The organism is Rhodoblastus acidophilus, assembly GCF_025961575.1.
Classification (GTDB): domain Bacteria; phylum Pseudomonadota; class Alphaproteobacteria; order Rhizobiales; family Beijerinckiaceae; genus Rhodoblastus; species Rhodoblastus acidophilus_C.
This window is the reverse complement of the sequence record NZ_JAOQNX010000022.1, coordinates 26,109-46,077: the sequence shown is the minus strand read 5'-3', so window position 1 is coordinate 46,077 and position 19,969 is coordinate 26,109. Positions and strand designations below refer to the sequence as shown.

The 19,969-nt window shown below is 64.6% G+C and carries 17 protein-coding genes; 5 read left to right on the top strand and 12 right to left on the bottom strand.

What is annotated here, in order from left to right; all coding sequences use genetic code 11:
• Nucleotides 1-40: 40 nt before the first annotated feature.
• The 3 genes from M2320_RS15765 (at nt 41) to M2320_RS15755 (ending at nt 4,827) form a co-directional block, all read left to right on the top strand.
• Nucleotides 41-1,630 (top strand): hypothetical protein, encoded by a 1,590-nt coding sequence (locus M2320_RS15765; RefSeq protein WP_264598085.1) that lies wholly within the window; start codon nt 41-43, stop codon nt 1,628-1,630.
• A gap of 84 nt (nt 1,631-1,714) precedes the next feature.
• Nucleotides 1,715-3,451: a type I secretion system permease/ATPase gene (locus M2320_RS15760; RefSeq protein WP_264598084.1), complete on the top strand. Its 1,737-nt coding sequence runs from the start codon at nt 1,715-1,717 to the stop codon at nt 3,449-3,451.
• Nucleotides 3,448-4,827, top strand: coding sequence for an HlyD family type I secretion periplasmic adaptor subunit (locus tag M2320_RS15755; protein WP_264598083.1), 1,380 nt, complete (start codon nt 3,448-3,450; stop codon nt 4,825-4,827). The genes M2320_RS15760 and M2320_RS15755 overlap by 4 nt, the downstream gene beginning before the upstream one ends.
• A 99-nt stretch (nt 4,828-4,926) precedes the next feature.
• Here the strand turns inward: M2320_RS15755 and M2320_RS15750 are convergent, their stop codons facing one another.
• The 9 genes from M2320_RS15750 to M2320_RS15710 all read right to left on the bottom strand — a co-directional run bounded on the left by M2320_RS15750 (nt 4,927) and on the right by M2320_RS15710 (nt 15,603).
• Complete coding sequence (locus M2320_RS15750; protein WP_264598082.1) at nt 4,927-5,754, bottom strand: hypothetical protein; 828 nt, start codon at nt 5,752-5,754, stop codon at nt 4,927-4,929.
• A 38-nt stretch (nt 5,755-5,792) separates the two neighbouring features.
• Nucleotides 5,793-6,539 carry a hypothetical protein gene (locus M2320_RS15745; RefSeq protein ID WP_264598081.1) on the bottom strand — a complete coding sequence of 249 codons (747 nt, stop codon included), beginning with the start codon at nt 6,537-6,539 and terminating at the stop codon, nt 5,793-5,795.
• A gap of 11 nt (nt 6,540-6,550) precedes the next feature.
• Nucleotides 6,551-8,062, bottom strand: coding sequence for a hypothetical protein (locus M2320_RS15740; RefSeq protein WP_264598080.1), 1,512 nt, complete (start codon nt 8,060-8,062; stop codon nt 6,551-6,553).
• Nucleotides 8,063-8,102: 40 nt separating this feature from the next.
• Nucleotides 8,103-9,650 (bottom strand): hypothetical protein, encoded by a 1,548-nt coding sequence (locus tag M2320_RS15735; protein WP_264598079.1) that lies wholly within the window; start codon nt 9,648-9,650, stop codon nt 8,103-8,105.
• Nucleotides 9,647-11,041, bottom strand: a complete 1,395-nt coding sequence (locus M2320_RS15730) for an O-antigen ligase family protein (RefSeq protein WP_264598078.1) — start codon at nt 11,039-11,041, stop codon at nt 9,647-9,649. Before M2320_RS15730 ends, M2320_RS15735 begins: the two co-directional genes overlap by 4 nt.
• The gene (locus M2320_RS15725) at nt 11,038-12,243 is read right to left on the bottom strand and encodes a glycosyltransferase family 4 protein (RefSeq protein WP_264598077.1); all 1,206 of its coding nucleotides are present in this window, start codon (nt 12,241-12,243) and stop codon (nt 11,038-11,040) included. The genes M2320_RS15730 and M2320_RS15725 overlap by 4 nt, the downstream gene beginning before the upstream one ends.
• 175 nt (nt 12,244-12,418) lie before the next feature.
• Nucleotides 12,419-13,771, bottom strand: coding sequence for an oligosaccharide flippase family protein (locus M2320_RS15720; RefSeq protein ID WP_264598076.1), 1,353 nt, complete (start codon nt 13,769-13,771; stop codon nt 12,419-12,421).
• A complete protein-coding gene (locus M2320_RS15715; protein ID WP_264598075.1) occupies nt 13,753-14,406 on the bottom strand; it encodes a sugar transferase in 654 nt (217 codons plus the stop codon). The genes M2320_RS15720 and M2320_RS15715 overlap by 19 nt, the downstream gene beginning before the upstream one ends.
• A gap of 57 nt (nt 14,407-14,463) precedes the next feature.
• Nucleotides 14,464-15,603 carry a DegT/DnrJ/EryC1/StrS family aminotransferase gene (locus M2320_RS15710; RefSeq protein WP_264598074.1) on the bottom strand — a complete coding sequence of 380 codons (1,140 nt, stop codon included), beginning with the start codon at nt 15,601-15,603 and terminating at the stop codon, nt 14,464-14,466.
• Between the two features lie 355 nt (nt 15,604-15,958).
• Between M2320_RS15710 and M2320_RS15705 the strand changes: the two genes are divergently transcribed.
• Both M2320_RS15705 and M2320_RS15700 read left to right on the top strand, forming a co-directional pair.
• Complete coding sequence (locus M2320_RS15705; RefSeq protein WP_264598073.1) at nt 15,959-17,170, top strand: polysaccharide biosynthesis protein; 1,212 nt, start codon at nt 15,959-15,961, stop codon at nt 17,168-17,170.
• Between the two features lie 10 nt (nt 17,171-17,180).
• Complete coding sequence (locus M2320_RS15700) at nt 17,181-18,476, top strand: polysaccharide biosynthesis/export family protein (protein WP_264598072.1); 1,296 nt, start codon at nt 17,181-17,183, stop codon at nt 18,474-18,476.
• 42 nt (nt 18,477-18,518) lie between these two features.
• Here the strand turns inward: M2320_RS15700 and M2320_RS15695 are convergent, their stop codons facing one another.
• The 3 genes from M2320_RS15695 to M2320_RS15685 all read right to left on the bottom strand — a co-directional run bounded on the left by M2320_RS15695 (nt 18,519) and on the right by M2320_RS15685 (nt 19,950).
• Entirely contained in the window at nt 18,519-19,256 is a 738-nt protein-coding gene (locus M2320_RS15695) for a LuxR C-terminal-related transcriptional regulator (RefSeq protein ID WP_264598071.1), read from the bottom strand.
• Nucleotides 19,257-19,314: 58 nt separating this feature from the next.
• A complete protein-coding gene (locus M2320_RS15690; RefSeq protein ID WP_264598070.1) occupies nt 19,315-19,527 on the bottom strand; it encodes a hypothetical protein in 213 nt (70 codons plus the stop codon).
• 90 nt (nt 19,528-19,617) lie between these two features.
• On the bottom strand, nt 19,618-19,950 hold the full coding sequence (locus tag M2320_RS15685) for a hypothetical protein (protein ID WP_264598069.1): 333 nt from the start codon (nt 19,948-19,950) through the stop codon (nt 19,618-19,620).
• Nucleotides 19,951-19,969 lie beyond the last annotated feature (19 nt).

Here is a 19,969-nt window from a genome sequence, read left to right as displayed (position 1 = left end):
GCGCGACCGGCGTCCAAAAATTGATGTGGAGGAATGACGAATGGCCAATTTCAACCAGGGCGGTCTCGCCGGACAGCTTCATGCGGCGGCGGGCAATTTTGGCGGCGGCGCCGTCCAATCGGGCGGATTATTCAATGGCGGCCACTTCCAAGTCCCTGGCGCGGCGAATGGCGGCGGGGCCGGCGGAGCGGCCGATGCGGGCGCGGCTGTTGGCGATGCAGGATTCGCGAAGCTGACGGGCGAACTCAACGACGCCTCGCGCGCGCTTTACGGCGGCTTGTGGTCGCAAACGGGCAATGAAGGCAACCAGGGCGCCGGCTCGCTGGCGCGCTATCAGAACGACCTGACCGTCATCCAGACCGAACTCAAGAGCGTCGCCACACCCGACGCCCATGTCACGGCGATTCTCACGGACATCAGCAACGCCTTGAACGCCGCTCCCAACACGATCGGGAACGGCGCGGGCGTCGCCGCCGCGCAGCACATGCTGCAGACGGCGCATATGGATATTCTCGCGCAAGTCGCGGCGGATCCCGCGCTGGCCCAGGCCGGCGTCACCCAGGTTCCGACCGCGCTGGCCGACTCCGCCCACGCGCCGCACACGACGCTTGCGCAGATCGGCGCCTTGTTCAACGACGTCGTCGCCAAATCCTACGGCGGCGTCAACGCCACGACGGCGCCGGGGCTCAACGCGGAAATCAGCGGCATTCAGGCCGACCTGAAGCAACTGGTCGCCGGTCACCAGCAATATCTGCAAGGCGACGCCGGCGCCCTGGCGACCGTGCACCTCAACACCATCGTCAACCAGCTCGAACTGGAAAAGGACTATAATAACGCCGCCGGCTCCTCGTCGATCTCGGCACGCGGAGCCCAGGACAACCTGCTGGACATCGTCGACATCATTCAGGGCGATTCGGTTCTGGCGCAACACGCCGGAAACGGCTGGGCGATGACGCCCGACCCGCTGAAAGCCACCACGCCCTACCAGGACAACGCCGCACAGACCAATTTCTGGGCCGGTTTTGTCGCCAGCTCCAATTCGCTGGCCCAACAGGCGACGGCGCTGATCGGCTCTCACGACACAGCCGCCATCAACGCGCTGGTGACCAAGCTGCAGAATTTCGAAACCAACACCGAGACTTTCGACCATGCCCAGGGCGGCATCTTCTCGGCGCGCTTCGACAACGAATTGCTCGCCAACAAGAGCACCACGGGCGCCGAAGTCAACGCGATCATCCACGGCCTGCAGACTGGCGCCGCCGCCGAGGTGAAGGCGGGGGCCGACCAGATGATGGCCAATGCCGCCGACGTCTCCAGCAACAATGTCCCGGTCAATGGCGGAACCTACAACACGGCCGGCCTGACCGTGGCCGACGCGCTCAACAAGACCACCGCGCCGACGACGGCCGCGCCCGACCTGGCGGCGGCGGGAGCGGCACCTGCGGGTGGCGCGGCGAACGCCGGAAGCGTGGCCGCGGCGGGCGGCGCCGCGAACGCGGGCAACCCCGCCGGCGGCCCGGTAAACGGCGCAGCCCATGCCGGCGGTCCCGCTGATCCCTTGCCCGTGGACGTTCAGCATCATCAAGCCGTCGATGTGGCCCAACATCATTTTGGCCATTTCTGGGGCTGATCGCCTGCAAAATGCGACCTCGCGCCGCGGCCTTCGGGACGCGGCGCTCGCCCCCATGAACCCACATCAACGCAATAGGCCGCAATGAGCGAAACCGAAGCGGAAGACCCTGTCGGCGCCGGCTTGCGCGCCAGCGTCCAGCGGTTCGGCGGCGTCGCGCTGTTCAGCGGCGTCGTCAACCTGCTCATGCTTTCCGGCTCGATCTACATGTTGCAGGTCTATGACCGCGTGATTCCGAGCCGCAGCGTCGGAACTCTGCTCGGCCTGTCCGGGCTGGCGCTCGCCGCCTATCTCGCGCAGGCCTATTTCGACGCGCTGCGCGCGCGCATGCTGGCGCGCTCCGCCGCGTTGTTTGACGTGTCCTTGCAGGAGCCGATCCATCGCGCGCTGGCCTCGTTGCCGCTCCGGGGCGTCCGTCCCATCGTCGCCCAACAACCGCTGCGCGATCTCGACCAGATCCGCGCCTTTCTCGCCGGCATGGGGCCGACCGCCTTTCTCGACATGCCGTGGACGCCGATTTTCCTGATAGCCCTGTTCGTGTTCCATCCCGTCATCGGCGCCGTCGCGCTGCTTGGCGGCGCCGTTCTCGTCGCCATGACCCTGATCACCGAGCGCCAGAGCCGCGCGCCGGCGCTGGCCGCCACCGAGCGCGCCGCGCAAAGACAGGTGCTCGCCGACGCCACGCGCGTCAACGCCGAGGCGATCCGCGCGCTCGGCATGACGCGCCGCCTCACCGCCCGCTGGTCCGCGATCAACGAGCATTTTCTCGAGGAAAATCTGCGCGCCATGGACGTGCAGGCCAATCTCGGCGCCGTCGCCAAAATGCTGCGCTTCGTATTGCAATCGGCCATGCTCGGCGTCGGCGCCTTTCTCGTCGTCAATGAGCAGGCGTCGGGCGGCGTCATGATCGCCTCATCGATCATGATGGGCCGGGCGCTGGCGCCTGTCGAGGTGGCGTTGGGAACCTGGCGGCAGATGGTCGCCGCGCGTCAGGCGGTGAGTCGTCTGCGCGACATTTTGCGCGCGACGACGAGCGTGACTTCGGCCCTGCGCCTGCCCGCGCCGACGCGCGAACTCGCGGTGGAGGCCCTCGCGGTCGGGCCGCCAGGAACGGGGCGCGCCACCGTCTCCGGCGTGTCGTTTTCGCTCCATGCCGGCATGGGTCTGGCGCTGCTCGGCCCCAGCGCCTCCGGAAAATCGACCCTCGCCAAGGCGCTTGTCGGCCTTTGGCCCGCGCTCGGCGGGGCGGTGCGGCTCGACGGCGCCGCGCTCGACCAATGGGCGCCCGACGACCTCGGCCGGAGCCTGGGCTACCTTCCGCAGGACGTGGCCCTGTTCGATGGCACGGTGGCGGAGAACATTGCGCGCTTCGACGAATCTGCGACGCCTGAGCAGATCATCGACGCGGCCAATGTCGCGGGCGCGCATGAGATGATTTTGCGCCTGCCGCAGGGCTACGCGACACGCATCGGCGAGGGCGGCGCGTCCCTGTCGGCGGGACAGCGTCAGCGCATCGGTCTGGCGCGGGCGATTTTCGGCGAGCCCTTCCTCGTGGTGCTCGACGAGCCCAACGCCAATCTCGACGCCGCCGGCGAGGCCGCGCTGACCGGCGCCATTCTCGCGCTGCGCAAGCGCAATTGCATTGTGGTGGTCGTCTCGCATCGCCCCAATGCGTTGCAGGCGCTCGACATGACCATGGTGCTGGTCGATGGACGCATGCAGGCCTTCGGCCCGCGCGATCAGGTCTTGGGCGCCTTGGCGCGCGCTCACGCGGCGGCGCAAGGGGCGGTTTCCGACATGGCTCAAAGAGGAGCGGCATGAACCGCGTTTCGCACTTGCCGCCCGTGCTTCCGACGCCCGCCCGGCGGATGGCTCCGCCGGCGGAGCCCAAGCGCCCGATCACATCCGCCGCGACCGGAGGCGAGCTTGCGCGCAAACTCGAAGCCACCTGCCATCAGGAGTTGCGCGCGGGATTGCGGATCATCGTGGCGGGCGCGCTGCTGGTCGGCGGTTGGGGCGGCTTCGCGCCGCTGTCGGGCGCCGTCATCCTTCAGGGCGCGCTGGTTTCGGAATCGCATGTGAAGAAGGTGCAACATCCCACCGGCGGCGTCGTCGCGCGGATCGACGCTCATGACGGCGACAGGGTCGAGACGGGCGCGCCCCTCATTCGCCTCGACGATACCGCCGCCAAGGCGAATCTCCAGGTGGTGGTCGGCCAGCTCGACGCCATGCGCGCGCGCATCGCGCGGCTGCTGGCCGAACGCGACGGTCAGGATATGCCCGCGTCGATCTCCGACGCAGACGCCGCCATCGTCGCTGCGGAAAAAAACCTGTTCGCCGCACGAAAAACCGCGCGCGTCGGTCAGAAGGACCTGCTGGTCGGGCGAATCGGACAGCTTGAAGAGGAGCTGCGCGGACTCGATGCGCAGATGCAGTCGCAGGCGGCGCAGCGGGCCCTGATCGAGACCGAACTTAAAGGCGTCTCAACACTCTACCAAAAGCAACTCGTTCCGCTTGCGCGCCTCACCGCCCTGCAACGCGAGACGGCGAGACTCGACGGCGTGCAGGGGCAACTGGTTTCGAACGCGGCGGAGACGCGGGGGAAGATCGATGAGGCCCGATTGCAGGCGTCGCGTCTCGATCAGGATTTTCGCGCCGAAGTGATGAAAGACCTGCGCGAATCCCAGGACCGGGAAGCCGAATTGACAGAGCGCGCCGTCGCCGCGCGCGACCTGTTCACGCGGCTCGACATACGCGCGCCAGCCTCGGGCGTGGTGCATCAACTCGCCGTGCACACGCTCGGCGGCGTGGCGGCGCCGGGCGAGGTTTTGGCGGAGATCACGCCCGAACACGACGACCTTCTGGTCGAGGCGAAACTGTCGCCGCGCGACATCGACCAGGCGCATCTGGGCCAGACGGCGCAGGCGCGCTTCCCCGCCTTCAACCAGCGCACCACTCCCGAAATTTCGGGCCGCGTCGCCTTCATCTCGCCCGACGCGGAGCGCGACGCTCAGGGCGGGACCTTCTACCTGGTTCGGGTTGCGCTCTCGCGCGAAGACATCGAGCGCCTCGGCGGGCTGAAACTCATCGCCGGCATGCCCGTGGAGGTCATGCTCGTGACCGAAAGCCGGACCATGCTCAGCTATCTCTTCAAGCCGCTCAGCGATCAGCTCCTGCGAATCTTTCGTGAGCGCTGACGATATTCCCTCGCCTTGGGGTCACGCGAGGCGATCACGTGCGGCGCAAACCGGCGACGTCCGTCCATGCAGATCAACGCGCCCTGACGCCCTGAACGTTCAGTTCCCGTTGAACTGCTTGAACACCTCGCGCAGCGAACTCGATACGCTCAACGCGACGTCGCCTTTCTGCGTCCCCCAGGAATAGGCATAATCAAATCGCGGATTCGGCGCGCGCCGGCGCCACGCCACAAGCATCTCGCGCAATTCCGCGGCGTTCGGCATCCGATAGCCTCCCCCCTTCGCCGTCCAGCTCCCGCCCCCAAACGTCTGGTAGACAGGCACGATCGCGGAATTCGGAATCCCGGCTGCCAGCGCCGCGTCGACAAACCGGTCGATCATCGTGAAATCGCATTCCGGCCAATCGCGTCGGCACGGATAGGGCGATATTCCATAGAGATCGACATGAGTGTTTTCCGGGCGAAGCTCCGGATGAAACCGGGGTTTGGCCTCGTCGCCAAGGTTCATGAGCGCGACAAAGGTCAAGGCGTCGGGCCGCCGCGCGTGAATCCAGTCCGACTCGGACCTCAGGTTTTCAGGCGGACATGTCTTGCGCCATCGTCCCGACGGATCGGGATCGTCGGCGAGATAGAAACCAAAGAGCTTGGGATGCTGAATGACGGACATCACGGTCTCCTGAAACCGCGCATCGGGTCCCTCGCAACGACCCGCCCAAATCATGCCGAAGACGCCGTCGGGCAGCGCATCCAGCATTTCGGCGCTGGCGACATCGGCGATGTTGAAACCAAAGTCCTTCGGCGCGAAACGACCGGCTTCATCGAAATTGCCGTTGGAGGCGAAATGAAGCGAAGGTCTTGGCTGATAAGGCGCCAGGCTCGATCCCGAAGTCAGGAGCGCGGTCGCGCTCAAGACGACAACCTTGGCCATGAACCTCCATCCGTGCTCCAGCATTGGCTTGCTTCTCCCTATCCAGCAGCCCGCGCGGCGACGGGCAAGGAGAGAATCGCCCGCTTGGCGGTCTGCGCGTTTTCTTCCAACGCTCCAGTCTCCGACCGCAGCAAGAGCGTCCGATGACCGCAGCGCGGCAAGTGTTCCGCAATCCGCGCGGCGATCTCATTCTGCTTTTCGACGCCAACCGGCGGTTCCTCGAAAAAACGCCCGACGCCCCCTATGGCGCGCCGGCGGCGATCCAGACGCGCATCGATTTCGGAGGCCGTCGCCTCGATTCCGATCGCAAGATCAGCCGCAGGAATCACGTTCAACAATTCCCTGAGGTTTGCGTCGGTAAGATTGGGTTGCGCCATCATGATGGTCGCAACCGCCTGGACATAGCCCTGGTCAAAAATATGGATATCTCCGCTCCTCATGGACTGCGTCCAGCTTCGCGAGAGTCGCACCAGATATTGCCGCATCCGTAGGGAGCGTACGATGTGCCCCGGCGGCAGCGCCGCCGAAAGGACGGCGGCGATGCTGTTGTTCGCCAGGAGACCCGGTTGCTTGGTCGCGCCGAGGATCAGTTCGACAATCGGCTTCATGAGCCGGTAGGCCGCGGCGTTGAACGGGTGGGGCGTTTCGTTGAAGCCTCCCTGTTCGCCTGGCCTTGCGCTCAAGCGCAAGACCGCCCTGCGGCTGTCTTCGCTCAAGCTCTTGGCCAACGCCAGTGAAAGCGTCGTCTTGCCAGCCCCGGGCGGTCCAAAGAACTCGACGATCACGAAAGGCCTCGTCAAATGATGCTCCACACGGCGCGCTTCACCGCCAGGGTGACTTCAGCGAGCGAGGCCTTGGCGTCGATGGCGACGAGCCTCGCACCCTGGAACCGCAGGGTTTCGACACATGCGAGCCGCTCCTTGATGACGGTGACGTTCATGTCGGGCTCTCGGCGCATCACCGTTTCCGGTCCGACCAGCAATTTGACGACAAGATCGGGCGGCGTTCGGCGCGCTTGCTCGTAGACTGACGCTTCGAAGCGACGAAGCCATTCGGGAACGAGCGGCAAACGCGGCAACAGCGGCCCGTCGTTGAACTTCGGATCCTCGTTTTGCGGATAGCGGTCCGTGACGACCACAAAACCCCGGCGAATCGCGCGTTGGACGCTCTTGAGCTTTTGTCGCTTGTCCAAGGCGACCGCGAGCGCCCAAACCATGAAAAGCGCCGAGTAGAGCGGGCCCGGCGCGCGATCCGAAATTGTGCCGTGCGACGCGCCTTTCGGCTTGGTTTTGATGAAGGGCGAAATGGCGCGGGCGAGCAGCTTGAACGGCGCCAGCACCAGCGATGGCGCGCCATCGCCCGTTCCGAAATATTGGCGCAGCACGTCGATTTCGCCGCCCAGCCACTGGCGCACCGTCGCCGCCGCGGTGCTCTTGCCCGATCCGTCCACGCCGACGAAAGCGATCACGACGCCTCCCCCGGGCGCGCGACGTCGCCATGTGCGTGGGGTCTGCAAAAGCTTGCGATTGAGCACCCCGAACACCAGGTCGATCGCCCGGAAGCCCTGAGTGAGCATCGCCTCGAAGCCGCCGCATTTGCGATAGGGCGCCAGCGCGCTTCGGACCCGCGTGCGCAGACCGAACGGAGCGAAGGGCGCCTTCGCCGTATGGGCCAGTGCGAGCACGTCCTGGGCAAGTTCCGGTCCGAACACTTGCGTGGCGGCGCTCAGGAAGAGCTCGGGCCTGATGTCGGCGGCGACGTCCCAAAACTCCTCGCGAAATTTCTGCCTGATCCGGCGCCCGTGTCGCCAGACGACCGGATCGGCCCAACTCAATTCGCACTGCGCCCGGATGATGAGGAGGAGCGCCCTGTCCTCCGGCGACAGCACGCGGATCTGATTCTCAAGCATGAGCGCACGAGACAGGAAGGCTGTTTCGCAGGGAATACGATGATTCTTGAAAAGCGGCGGACCGACGACCAGACGAAAATGGGCGTGGACATGCAGCAACGCGCCGCTGGACTCGTCGAAGCCAAAAAAACTCAGCACGCAAGGATCGTCATTCCAGGACGCGTCCGGCGCGTGCTTGAAGCCGCACGCTGCAAACGTCTGGAGCCCGGCCGTGCGGTCCGTGCGGGCGATCAGCAGGTCGAGGTCCGAATGTCCGGCGAAGCTTTCGGGCAGGCGGCGCGGATTCTTCCAACAGCAGTAAGCAACGCCCTGCTGCCGGAACGCCTCGAAAAGCCGCGCCAGAATGGCCGGCGGTCGCAGAACTTCCGGCACGGGAGATAATCTGACGGCGAGACTCATGGCGTCGCTCCTCTTTTCGATGAATTGCTGCAAAGGCGGGCTAGGGGCGAACCGCGGCGAAGGCGACGCGACGGCGCGGCGCCCCCTCGTTCCAAAGACCGCCCTCCTGGCCAAGATCGCGCATGAGCTCGGCGACGTCGTCGTAGTTAACGGACTCGAGCTCAACGGGAACGATGATCGCATCGACCATCGACGCGAGGATGCGGCCGGCGGGCGAAACCGTCGCCGGCGGCGCGGCGATGATGATCAGGTCGTGGTGCTGGCGATGGCGGGTGAGGGTGGCGGCGAGCGGGCCTGAACCGGCCATTGCGAGCAGATGCTGCGGGCTTTGCGCCAGGGAGCGAAAAGCGATTTGAGGACGCTCTTTGAGACCCGGGTCCGGGTCCGCCGAATGCATCGTGAGCGCGGCGTCGGCGCTGAGGACCAGGACCGGTCTGATCTGCGACGCCGCTTCGGCGAGATCGGCGGCGAAGGTCGGACCTTCCGCATCGCCCGCGGCGATCACGAGAACCACCTGCTTGTTGCCCGGCGACGTGCTCAAGAACAGTTTCAGGGCCGCGTTCTGCAACTCGCGCTCGTAGGACGGGTCGGCGGCGAACTCGCTCGGCGCGCCTCTCGACGGCGCGTCGCAAATCACGGGAAGCCCGAAGGCGTTTCGCAGATCGTCCGTCGAACGAATCTTCCGATCCAGCCGGCCCAGCAGCACGCTCAGACCTATGGCGAAAAGGGTCGACGCCAGGAAGGCGGGGAGGATGATGAATGCGGGTCGGGTGGTGCTGGGAAGTTCGGGCTTGTCAGCCGTCGCGTAAATCTGGATCGGGGGCGACAGCAGCAGGCTCTGCTTGCGGTTCTCGACCTGGCTTTGCATCAGGCTCAGGCGGGTCGATTCTTTTTCCAGCGTATCTTCCAACTCCGCCAGGCGGCTGGCGTCCTCACGGGCGTCCTGAGCGCCGGTCGGCCCCACGCCCGGCTTTTCGATGCGCGCCCTGAGGTCGCGAACGGTCTTCTCCAGATCCTCCACGCGCTCCTTCTGCCGCTCGATCGCTTTGCCGGAGGCGTCGTCCGCGGACAGGATCTTGTCCACGTAAAGCTGAGCCGTCAGATTGGCGACGTCGGCCGCCTCCTCGGGAGACTTGGCGGTGAAATTCACCGAGATCAGGCGCGAGCGCGATTCCTGCATCACCTTCAGGCGCCGCTCGAGGTCGCTCACGCCGGCGTATCGGTCATGATAGGCGGGCGTTTTCCTGAGAGCGGCGAGGACCTGCGCCAGGTGGGCGTGCGAGCCCAGCTGAACCAGATGCGTGTCGATGGCGTCCTCGTTGCGGCGGTCCGCCGGACCATTCTCGCCTTCGCCGACGCTCAGCAGCACTTTTCCAGTATAGCGCGGCATCAGGAACACCGACGACACCGTGGCGAGGCCGACGCTGCCGGCGACGATCAGGACCGCCAGCCCCTTGCGACGCAACACCAGCGAGAAAATCTGGCGCAGGCCCATTTGAACGCCGCCGCCGCTCGCGCTGCGAGGAAAACTTTCGGCGGAGGCCACGGCCCGGTCCAGCCAACGCGTGTAAGCAGTCTGCTCCGTCATTGATTGATCCTCATCGGCTTCAGCAAGGCAAAGTCGTCAAATGGGCGGGGCTTGGCCCGCGATGTCGCGCAGGCGCTGCGCGCGGACAGCGCCCCGACCATCAGCAGCCAGAAGAAGGGATGTCTGAAGATGACATGGAAGCTGCCGAAAGCGTTGATGGCGATGAGCCCCGCGGCGAGCGCGTCGAAGCCGGCGCGGAACGCGCGCACGATCGCCAATCCGACGATGCAAAGAAATCCGCCCGCGGCGAGCAAACCGCCCTGCACGAAAAGTTCGAGGACCGTGTTGTGCGCCTCGAAATTGGCGGCGAGCCCCAATTCCGGCGTGATCATGTTCTTGGGCAGATCCCCTGCGCGCCGTCCCTGAAGAACCACGGCGGGAATTTCGAGATGCGGCCCCGGCCCGTAGCCGATCATTCCGGACTCCATGCCGCGCTTGAGCGCCTGACGCCAAAGCATGAGGCGCACCGTGGAATCCTCGAGTTCCTTTGAGGTGTCCCGGGCCATGCCCCCGGCGGAGCGGATGAGATCGCTCTCGCTCATCACGTGCGGCGCGAGCAGGAGGCCCGTGTAGAGCAGGGCGGCGGCGAGCGAGACGCCCAGCCACGCCGCCGGGAAACCGCGCCTTTCCTCGCGCGCCATCCAGCGCAGGACCTTCGCGGCGAACAGCACGCCCAGGCCGAGCATCACCACAAGCACATAGGCGTTGCTCATGCCGAGCAAACCCGAGGCGAGGGTCAGCAGGCCGCAGGCCCAGCCCGCGAAAGCTCCGGCGCGCGATCCGCGCTCGGCGACATGCAGCGCGAGAAAGCCGATCAACAGGCACAGCAGCGCGAATTGGTTGGGGTTTGCGGTCCAGCCGCGCAGACGCTCCCAATACCAGGGGTCGACGCCGCCAAGGGCGAACACGCCAGCGGCATTGGCGAGTTGCAGCGCGAGCATCGCGACGCCGGCCGTCATGATTCTCAGGTACAGCCGGCTCAGGCGACGTTGGTCCGCGACCACGGGCGCAAGCAGGACGCAAAGCGCGACAAGCAGCAGGTCCGCGAAAACATCGTGAATCACCAGCGAGGAATCCAGCGGAACGCCGGAGACAATGCTGTGGATCAGTCCAAGGCACAGCGCGAAGGCGAACAGCCCCCAAAAGATCGCCACGGGCGCCAAACCCTGCGCCGCAGGCATGCCGGCAAGCGCTTGGAACGCCTGAACGCAGAGCCAGCAGGCGAGGAAGATTTCACCGGGTCCAAGGATGGACGCATTCGAGCGCAACTGAGTCAACAAAGCCAGCAGGACGCCCAGGGCCAGGAACCAATCGGAACTGTTCTGCAAGCGCTTGGCGACCATGACGCGATCCCATTTCAAACTCTGGCGCGAGGCTTCGCCCCTGCTCATGCGGCCGGATCGAGGAGGCATTCGTTCCGCCTCGGCACATCTCGCGGGCTCTCTGACGAGGGAAGCCGCAGCAGGCGCTCGTAGAGCGCCGCATGCCGCGCGACGACATTGTCGAGACCGAAGGCGCCGCGAATGAGCGGGGAGGCGTTTGCGCCCATCCGTCGCGCCCGAACCGGATCGCGCAGAAGCTCCAGAACGGCGTTCGCGAGCGCTTTGGGGTCGCGCAGCGGCGTCAGCAATCCGGTTCGTCCGGGATCGACGATCTCGCGGCAGCCCGACAGCTCCGTCGCGACAATCGGCAGTTCCGCCAGCGCCGCCTCCATCACGGCGCGCGGAACGCCTTCCGCATATTCGGAGGGGAAGGCGAAGATATCGGCCATGCCGAGGAGCGACGGCACATCGCTGCGCGAACCGAGATAGACCACATAGGGCGCATGGGCTTCGAAATCGGCGGGGCGCATTGCGAACCGACCACTTCCCTCGCAGGGTCCGGCAATGACGAACCGCACGTCGGGCCGCTGGCCATGCACAAGTCTGGCGGCTTTCAGCAGCGCCGGGATGCCCTTTTGCCGCGTGACGCGCGTGGCGGTGAAGACCACGGGCGCATCCCCGAGATCAAGCATCTGCCGCAGGTCTGTGCGCGAAACGCCATTGGCGCGCGAGCGGTCGAAGCCCTCGACGTCGATCCCCGCGCCGGGAATGACTTCGCAAACGCTTTGGTCGAGCAGGCGATGCTGCGCAAAGAACCGGCGGTCGCCATCGTGTTCGAACACCGTCGCGTCGGTGCGCCGGGCAGCCCTCCGCTGCAAGGCGGGATAGAGCAGGCGCAGACCGAGCGCGACCGGCGACCGCGAGGAAAACATCCAGCCGCGCCCGTTGATCGTGCGCACGATCCTCGTGCGTGGCAGCTCGGCGGCCGCCAGCGGCGTCAGCACGCCGAGCTTCGTATCGAAGCAATGGGCGACGTCCGCATTGATGCGGCGCAGCGCCTTCGCGAGTCGGTCGACGCTTTTCAAATCGCTGAACGGCGAGATGTAACGATCGAAGGTGATGGGCCAGAAATCGAGGCCCGCTTTGGCGAAGGGGCCGGGATCGCCGGACGCCGCCGCGGAAATGCGGTAGCCGCGCGCCTTCAAGGCCAGCATGAACGGCAAACGCATGTGGTGATCTTCGCCGCCGATAAAGAGAAGATGCGCGGGCACGACGCTTCCTTTCCAAGGTCTTGCGCATCGGCTTGGCGAGAAGCGGACGCGGGCGTTGTCACAAGATGCTCCGGCCGAACCCTGATCGGGTCAATTCCGTCTTTGGCCGCCGCGGCGCCATTTGGATGGACGCCGATCGACGCTTCGGGAGACCCGAATGCGCCGCGTCTACCGCTTAAGGGGTATAGGCGGGCGTCCGGGAGGGCTCCCGTCCGGCGGCTTCAAGGGCGGACTCCGGCGAGCGCCGTCTCGCCAGCGCGGTCTGAAGCATCGACCAGATCCGCAACATGCCGTAGATCGAACCGAAGGCGCCCGCCGCCGACAGAAGCCAGATCGTCGTCAGGGCGCTCGCGCCCGCGAAAGCGCTAACGAACGCGGTCGCAAACACCAGGACGCTGGTGATCGCCTCGACGATGAAGCGCAGTTTCTGGAAATGGAAGATGGACGTCGTTTCGTTGAAAGGGGTGACCAGCGCGATGCCGGCCGCGAACACCGCGAGCGCCGAAGCGATCTGCCCGGTGGCCGCCCATTTGTCGCCGAGCAGCGGTCCGGCGAACAGCGGCGCCAGCGCGCCAAAGACCAGAAGCGGCGCGCAGACGATGAGAAAACTGGTCGCCAGGATTTTCCGCCCGAGTCTCCTGACCTCCGCTGGATCGCTGGAATTGCAGATCAGCGACGTGAAGACATGGCCCAAGGGCAAGGATATGATCGCGATCGGCGCGAACACGAAACGCAGCGCCATGCCGCACAAGCCGGCGATCTCCGCTCCGTAAAGCAGCCCCATCAGGATCGGCGGCGCGTTCGCGACCAGCTGCGAGGCGACGTTGGCTGGCGTCACCAACAGCGGAAACAGCCTGTTGTCCCAGGCCTTGCCTCTGAGCAATGCGGCGTCGTTCCAGATCGCCTGCTTCAGATCGGCCTTATGAAGAGTCTTCCAGAAGATGAGGCCGGAATAGACGGAATGGCTGATGATATGCGCAACGATCAGGATCGTGGACGAGGAGCCGGCAAGGCTGCCGACGACCTGCAGAATCGTCATGAGGACAGGCTGGACGAAGCGCGCGGTCGCGAGCGTCGACAGCGCGTCGTTGCGGATGGCCCAGGCGGAGGTGGTGCTCCACAATCCGGTCAAGACGAGGCCGATCGGAACCAGGAGGCCCGTGGACGGCATCGCCAGGGCGACCGAAACGGGCGATGCGAAAAAACCGACCGCGATCAGGGACACCAGCGCATTGGAGATCAGCGCCAGCAGCAGCAAGGGGCGGGCCTCCTCGCGCGACGCGGCGCCGTAGAGCGCGGAATCGAATTTCAGGGAGACCACGGGTCCCAAAATGTTCACGAGCGAAAGATAGACCGTGAACACGCCGAAATCCGCCGGCGTATAGAGATGAGACAGCAGGGGAAGAAACAGCACGAACGTGAACTGCCCCGCGGCCGTCATCACGGAAAGATTCGCCGTCTTGCGGAAGATCGAGCCGCGCTGGAATCTCAGTTTGAAACCATTTGAACTTAAATGTTTGGCGACCATGGCTTCTCCGTGAGAAGCGCATGCGCCTCTTCCTCGGTTCTGGCGCCGCGCCGGAACAGCGCGGCCACCGTGAGAAGGACGATGCGGATGTCGGCGCGCAGGCTCATCTCCGCCAGGTAGCGCCTCAAGAGCAGCGCCTTCATCGGGATCAGCTTCTCGCGATAGAACCGCGCGGCGTCGTCGGACTGCGCGAGCAAGGCGCCCTCGTCGCGCAGGAACAGCGAGGCATAGTCGGTGACGCCCGGCCGCACGGAAAGCATTTGCGCGCGGTGGTCCGGCGCGTAGAACTCGAGCAGGTCGGGCGTTTCCGGCCTTGGCCCGACCAGAGACATGTCGCCGACGAACACATTGATCAACTGCGGCAGCTCGTCGATCTTGGCCGCCCGGATCCAGGCGCCCACGCGGGTGATGCGCGCATCGCCTTCTGCGGTAAAGCTGGGACCGCGCCCCGCCGCGCGCATGCTGCGGAATTTCCAGATGCGAAACGGTTTTCCGTCGCGCCCGACGCGGGTCTGGCGGAAAAATGCTGGCCCGGGACTGTCGAGCTTCACCGCGACGGCGACGACCATGAACAACGGCGCCAGCGCCGCCAGTCCGCAAGCGGAGGCGAAGACGTCCAGCGCCCGCTTCGCCATTTCGGCTCTTCCTTGCCGGCCTGTCACGGCCCCTTGAGCGACGAAAGTCATGCGGCTTCACCCCAGCGTTTTGACGACCTCGATCACCTGGTTCGCCTCGTCCAGGCTCATGCCGGGAAACAGCGGCAACGTCACGGATTGTTCAAAATGCCGGGAGGCGACGGGAAAATCGCCGACGGCGCCCGGCCGCGCCCGCCAGTAGCTCGTCATGTGCAGCGGGAGGTAGTGCACGGATACGCCGATCTCGGCCTGGTTCAGCCGCTTGATGAGTTCGTCGCGCCCAAATCGCGCCTCCGGCCGAACGCGGATCGGATACAGGTGCCAAGCGTGCAGTCCGTTCGAGGGCGCCGGCGCCGGCAGCTCGATCGGCAAGCCTGCGAGCGCCGAAGTGTAATGCTCGGCGATGCGCTGGCGCGCCTCCTGGAATTCGAAAACGCGCTTCAGTTGCTCCAGGCCGATGGCGGCGGCGAGATCGGTGAGATTATATTTGTAGCCCGCCGCGATGATGTCATAGCGCCAGGCCGCGCCGACGCGCTTGAAGCGATCGAACGCGTCGCGATCAAACCCGTGCGAGCGCATCATTCGCGCTCTCCCGGCGATTTCGGAATCTCGCGTGACGAGCATGCCGCCTTCGCCCGTCGTGATCGTCTTGTTGGCGTAAAAACTGAAGACGCAGGCGTCGGACGGGCCGGCCCCGACGAGCCGGCCGTCCCGGGCCGCGGGAAGCGCGTGCGCCGCGTCCTCGATGACGCGCAGACCGTGGCGATGCGCAAAGGCGACAATGGCGTCCATGTCGCACGGCCATCCGCCGAAATGGACCGGGACGATCGCCTTGCAGCGCGGCGTCATTTTTCGCTCCGCATCGTTCAAATCGATGGTCAGGGTTTTGGGATCGACATCGACCAGGATCGGTTCGGCGCCCATCTGGTGAAAGGCGCCCGCGGTCGCGGTGAAAGTCAAAGTCGGCACGAGCACTTCGTCGCCGGCGCGCACCCCGCAGGCCTCCGCCGCCAGATGCAAACCCGCGGTGGCGGAATTGACCGCGACCGCTTCGACGCCCTCGCCGAGGAAGGCGCTGAAAGCTCTTTCAAATTCCTGGCATTTGTGGCCGGTGGTCAGCCAGCCCGAACGGAGCACGGCGACCGCCGCCTCGATTTCATTGTCGCCGATCAACGGGCGAAAGAATGGCACGGACATCTGATCCCTCATGCGGGTTGAGCGTGATCAGAATTGGGAAACCGGCGCGTCGGCGATAGCTGGCCTTTTTGGCGCAGGGTTAATTCTTTCGTGTCGGCGTACGCCTTTCGACACAACGCCGTCTCGAAAGCCAACCAAAAAATGTCCGTTTCGTTTCTGGCGATCGCACAACGTTTGTTTCTAAGCTCGAGGCTCCAGAGTTCGAGAGCCCACGTGGCTCGATGTCCCGACGGAAACGCGGGAAGGCGCGCCATCCGGCCCATGGGTCGAGGCGGCACTTGGAGGCTCATGAATGAACACACATTCGTTTTTCCAACAACCGCGAACCCTGAACCACGCGAAAGACGCGCTCCCGATGGACGCGCCACGCAATGCGTGCGGACCAATCGCGGTCAAGGACGGTCATCATGCGCGCATCGCCGGCAAGCGTGTGATGGTCACGGGGGCGGGCGGATCGATCGGCTCGGAACTCGTCGCCCAGATCGCCGGTTTCGACCCGGCGCGCCTGTGCCTGATCGACTCCTGCGAGCATAATCTGTATCAGGTCAGCTACGCGACCGCGCAGAACCATCCCAAGCTCGCCGCTCCCGCCTGCATCTGCGACATTCGCGATGAAACGGCGATGCGCGATCTTTTTGTGCGCGAAAATCCGGACATCGTCTTTCACGCCGCCGCCTTGAAGCACGTTCCCTTGCTCGAAGACCACAATGTCATCGAAGCGGTGCGGACGAACGTGCTGGGAACCAAGATCACGCTGGATCTGTGCTGCGCGTTCGGCGCTGATTTCGTCATGATCTCCACGGACAAGGCGGTCAATCCCTCCTCGTGCATGGGCCTGACCAAACGCGTCGCGGAACTTTACGTCCATGATCGCGCCCTGCGCTTTTCCGGAATTCGCACCAGCCTGGTGCGCTTCGGCAATGTCGTGGGCTCATCCGGCTCCGTCGTGCCGCTGTTCCAGCGGCAAATCCAGAACGGCGGCCCGGTGACGGTGACGCATCCCAAAATGACCCGCTTCCTCATGTCCATCGACGGCGCGGTCCGTCTTGTGCTCGCGGCGTCATCGCTCCCGCAGACGGGCTTCGCCCTTTACATCCTGGACATGGGAAAGCCTGTCCTCATCCTCGACCTCGCCGTCGAGATGATCCGTCGCGCAGGCCTGACCCCTTTCAAGGACATCGGCGTCGAATTCGTCGGCATGCGTCCGGGAGAAAAACTGCACGAAGTCCTCAATTACGACTGGGAGATTCTGACGCCGACAGAGGTGGAAGGCGTGCGCAGCGCGGCTCCGCAATTCGATCCGGCGCCGAAGCTGCAACTGATCGACAGCCTGCTCGCGGCCGCGAATGCGCGCAACGTTGAGGAGGTCAAGCGCAAGCTGATCGCGGTCGTGCCGGAATTTGTCCGCACACGCCGCCTGGGCGAGTGTCGTTCGGGGACCCGGACCGCGGGCGCCCGCCGCGGCGCATCCTTCCCGGCGCGCTTGCTGGAGAATGACCAGAAGCTCGTATGCGCCCAGACGCCCGTCGCGAGCCAGCTCCAGCTCGCCAATCCCGAGTTCCGGTAAGGGAAACGCCATGTCCTCTCCACTTGATCGTTCAAGATGTCTCACCGGCTTGGCCACGCTTGGCGTGGCCTCCCTCCTCATCTGTGCGGGGCCGGATGGCAGCGCGGCGGCGCCGGATCGGCCGCCCTACCGGATTCATCCCGGCGACGTGATCGAGGTCTCGGTCGCCGGCTTGCCGGAATTGAACATGCGCAACCGGGTTCAACCCGATGGCGCGGTCGCCTTTCCCCTGATCGGCGCGCTGACGGTCGCCGGCCTGTCGACGGAAGAGCTGCGCCAGGCCGTGCAAGCCCGCTTCGCGCGAAAAGTCTACCGCCGCAGATCGCCGGATGGACGCGAGCTCCTCGTCGTCATCCAGCGCGACGAAGTCAGCGCCGCCGTCGCCGATTACCGGCCTGTCTACGTCGACGGCGACGTCGCGCGCCCCGGCGAGATCCCGTACCGGCCTGAGATGACGGTGCGCCAGGCGGTGGCCTTGGCCGGCGGCGTCGATCAGGCGGCCTGGAAATCCGCGAACCCCGTCATGGACATGGCGTCCTACAAGGCGGAATACGACACCCTTTGCGTCGAGATGACCAAGGCGGAGGCGCAGGTCGCCCGGATCGAAGGCGAATTGAAAGGCGCGCAGCGCCTCGACATGAACCCGTCCGGCGATGCGCCGCCCAGGACCGTGGACGCGCACATGATCCAGATCGAGAACGACATCATGCAAGCGCGCGCGCTCGACTACGCCCGCGAGCAGGACTTCCTGCGCGACTCCATCAACCAACTGTCCTCGCGCACCGCCGTGCTGCAATCGCGGCAGCGTGACGAGGAGGAGGCCGCGAAAGCGGACAACGAAGACCTGCGCCGGATGGTCGAACTGCTCAAGATGGGAAACGTGGCGAATCCGCGCGTTCTCGAAGCGCGGCGCGCGCTGCTTTTTTCCCAGACTCGCGCCCTGCAGGTGACCGACGGCTTATTGCAGCTGCAAAAGCAATCCGCGGATCTGACCCGGCAGCTGCAGCATCTGCAAGACGACCGCAAGACGGGCTTGCTGAAGGAATTGAAGGAGGCCAGAGCCGCCCTCGCCGAGACGCGGATCAAGCGCGACGCGGCTCAGGAAAAGCTGAAGCTCACCTCGACCGCGCGCTCGCAATTGCTTGCGGATGACAACTCCCGCCTGGAGATCCGGCTCGCGCGCGAGACCAAGGGCCGCGTGTCCACGATGAACGTGGATCGCGACACCCAACTCACTCCAGGAGATGTGGTGGAGATCAAGATCAAGGAGGCGTCGCCGCCGACCTCCGTCTCGGTTCTGCGATAAGCGGTTTCGGCCGCCGCCCCGGCGGCCGGAAAACCTTCGCTCTCACAGATCCATGCTCTTGATCGCGAGTTCGGTGCGGTTTTTGGCGTGGAGCTTTTTCATGATGTGCCGGACGTGAACCTTGACCGTGCTTTCGCACATATTGAGTTCATAGGCGATCACCTTGTTCGACTTGCCCTCGCGGATCGCCTTGATCACCGCCTTCTCACGGCTGGTAATCGCATTGGCCGCCTGCGTTTCCGCGGGCGGCGACGGGTTGGCGCGGGCGGCGAGGAGGCATTGCGCGGGAACATAGGTCCCGCCTGCCGCCACGAAGCCAAGGGCCTGGATCAGAACATCGAAGTCGACATTCACGGAAATGAAGCCGTTCGCGCCTTGACTGAGCGCGTGCAGGGTGTCGTTGAGATCGTCGGTCTTCGCGAGAACCATGGTTCGCAGACGCGAGCCCAGGTTCGTGAGGATGGCGAACTCCGCGTCGGCTTCTTCGGCGCTCAAATGCAGGGTGGACAACAGGGCGACCGTGCATGGCGACTGGATGTCCTGTTCCGCGAGCTCGGCGAGACTCGAATAGGCTTTCACGTGATCGGCGACATGATGCGAAATGCTGCGCACAATGCAGGCGCGAAGGAAAATGTTGCGCTCGATGACGATGACCAGCGGATGTTGGGTCAGCTTCTCTGACGCCTGCCCTGGAGAGGAAACGGCGTCTTGGTCGCTCGAGTCCTGGCGGGGAGGATTTTGCAGCGCCCGAAAGTTTTCAGGCAAGTAAAGAGAGGCCATCTGGCGCTCCGTGAACTCTGAGGACACTAACAGCGAATCGCGTCGACACGGCTGGCTGCTAGGCGAATCCACAGGGGAAATTCAATGAAGATTCAAAGTTTTGAGGGTCGTCGGCGATCTCCTCGCTGATGAGGCGAAGCGCATGGTACATGTGACGTAATGCACGGCCCGCCGCTTCCGGATCGCAAGGTGTGGAACTGAGCTCCAAGCGCGCGAGCATGAGCTCACGATCAATTAAGCTCAAGCTCGAGTTGTCGCCAATATAAGACATAATTCGCCCTCCAGAAATTATATGATTATTTTGTGACAATCATTTTTCATTTTTGAGAAATCAATAATTGCAATTTCGCAAAAGTTTAAATCACACCTTTGCGAAAAGACCCAACTTGCTCACAGAACCTTTGTGAATCATAAGGTTGCCGAAAATTCCGTTTATAATCCCAAGCCACAGCATGTCACCCAAAGTCGACCTTGATGCTTTTTTGGTGCTGAAGCTGAGCGCGCCGCCGTAACGCTTTCCATTAAAACCCTTGATTTTAAAACCGCTTCTCGCTCCCTTGCCGCAAGGTGGCAAAAAGGCGCAAGCGCCGCAGCGATTCGGTTCCATCCCCGCCGGTCCTCCGAAGCTACCGCTTTCGATCAGCGAGGCGCACGAAAGACGCTCAAGGCGTATGGATGTGGACCGGATCGTCATCCTTGGCGTACCTCCGATG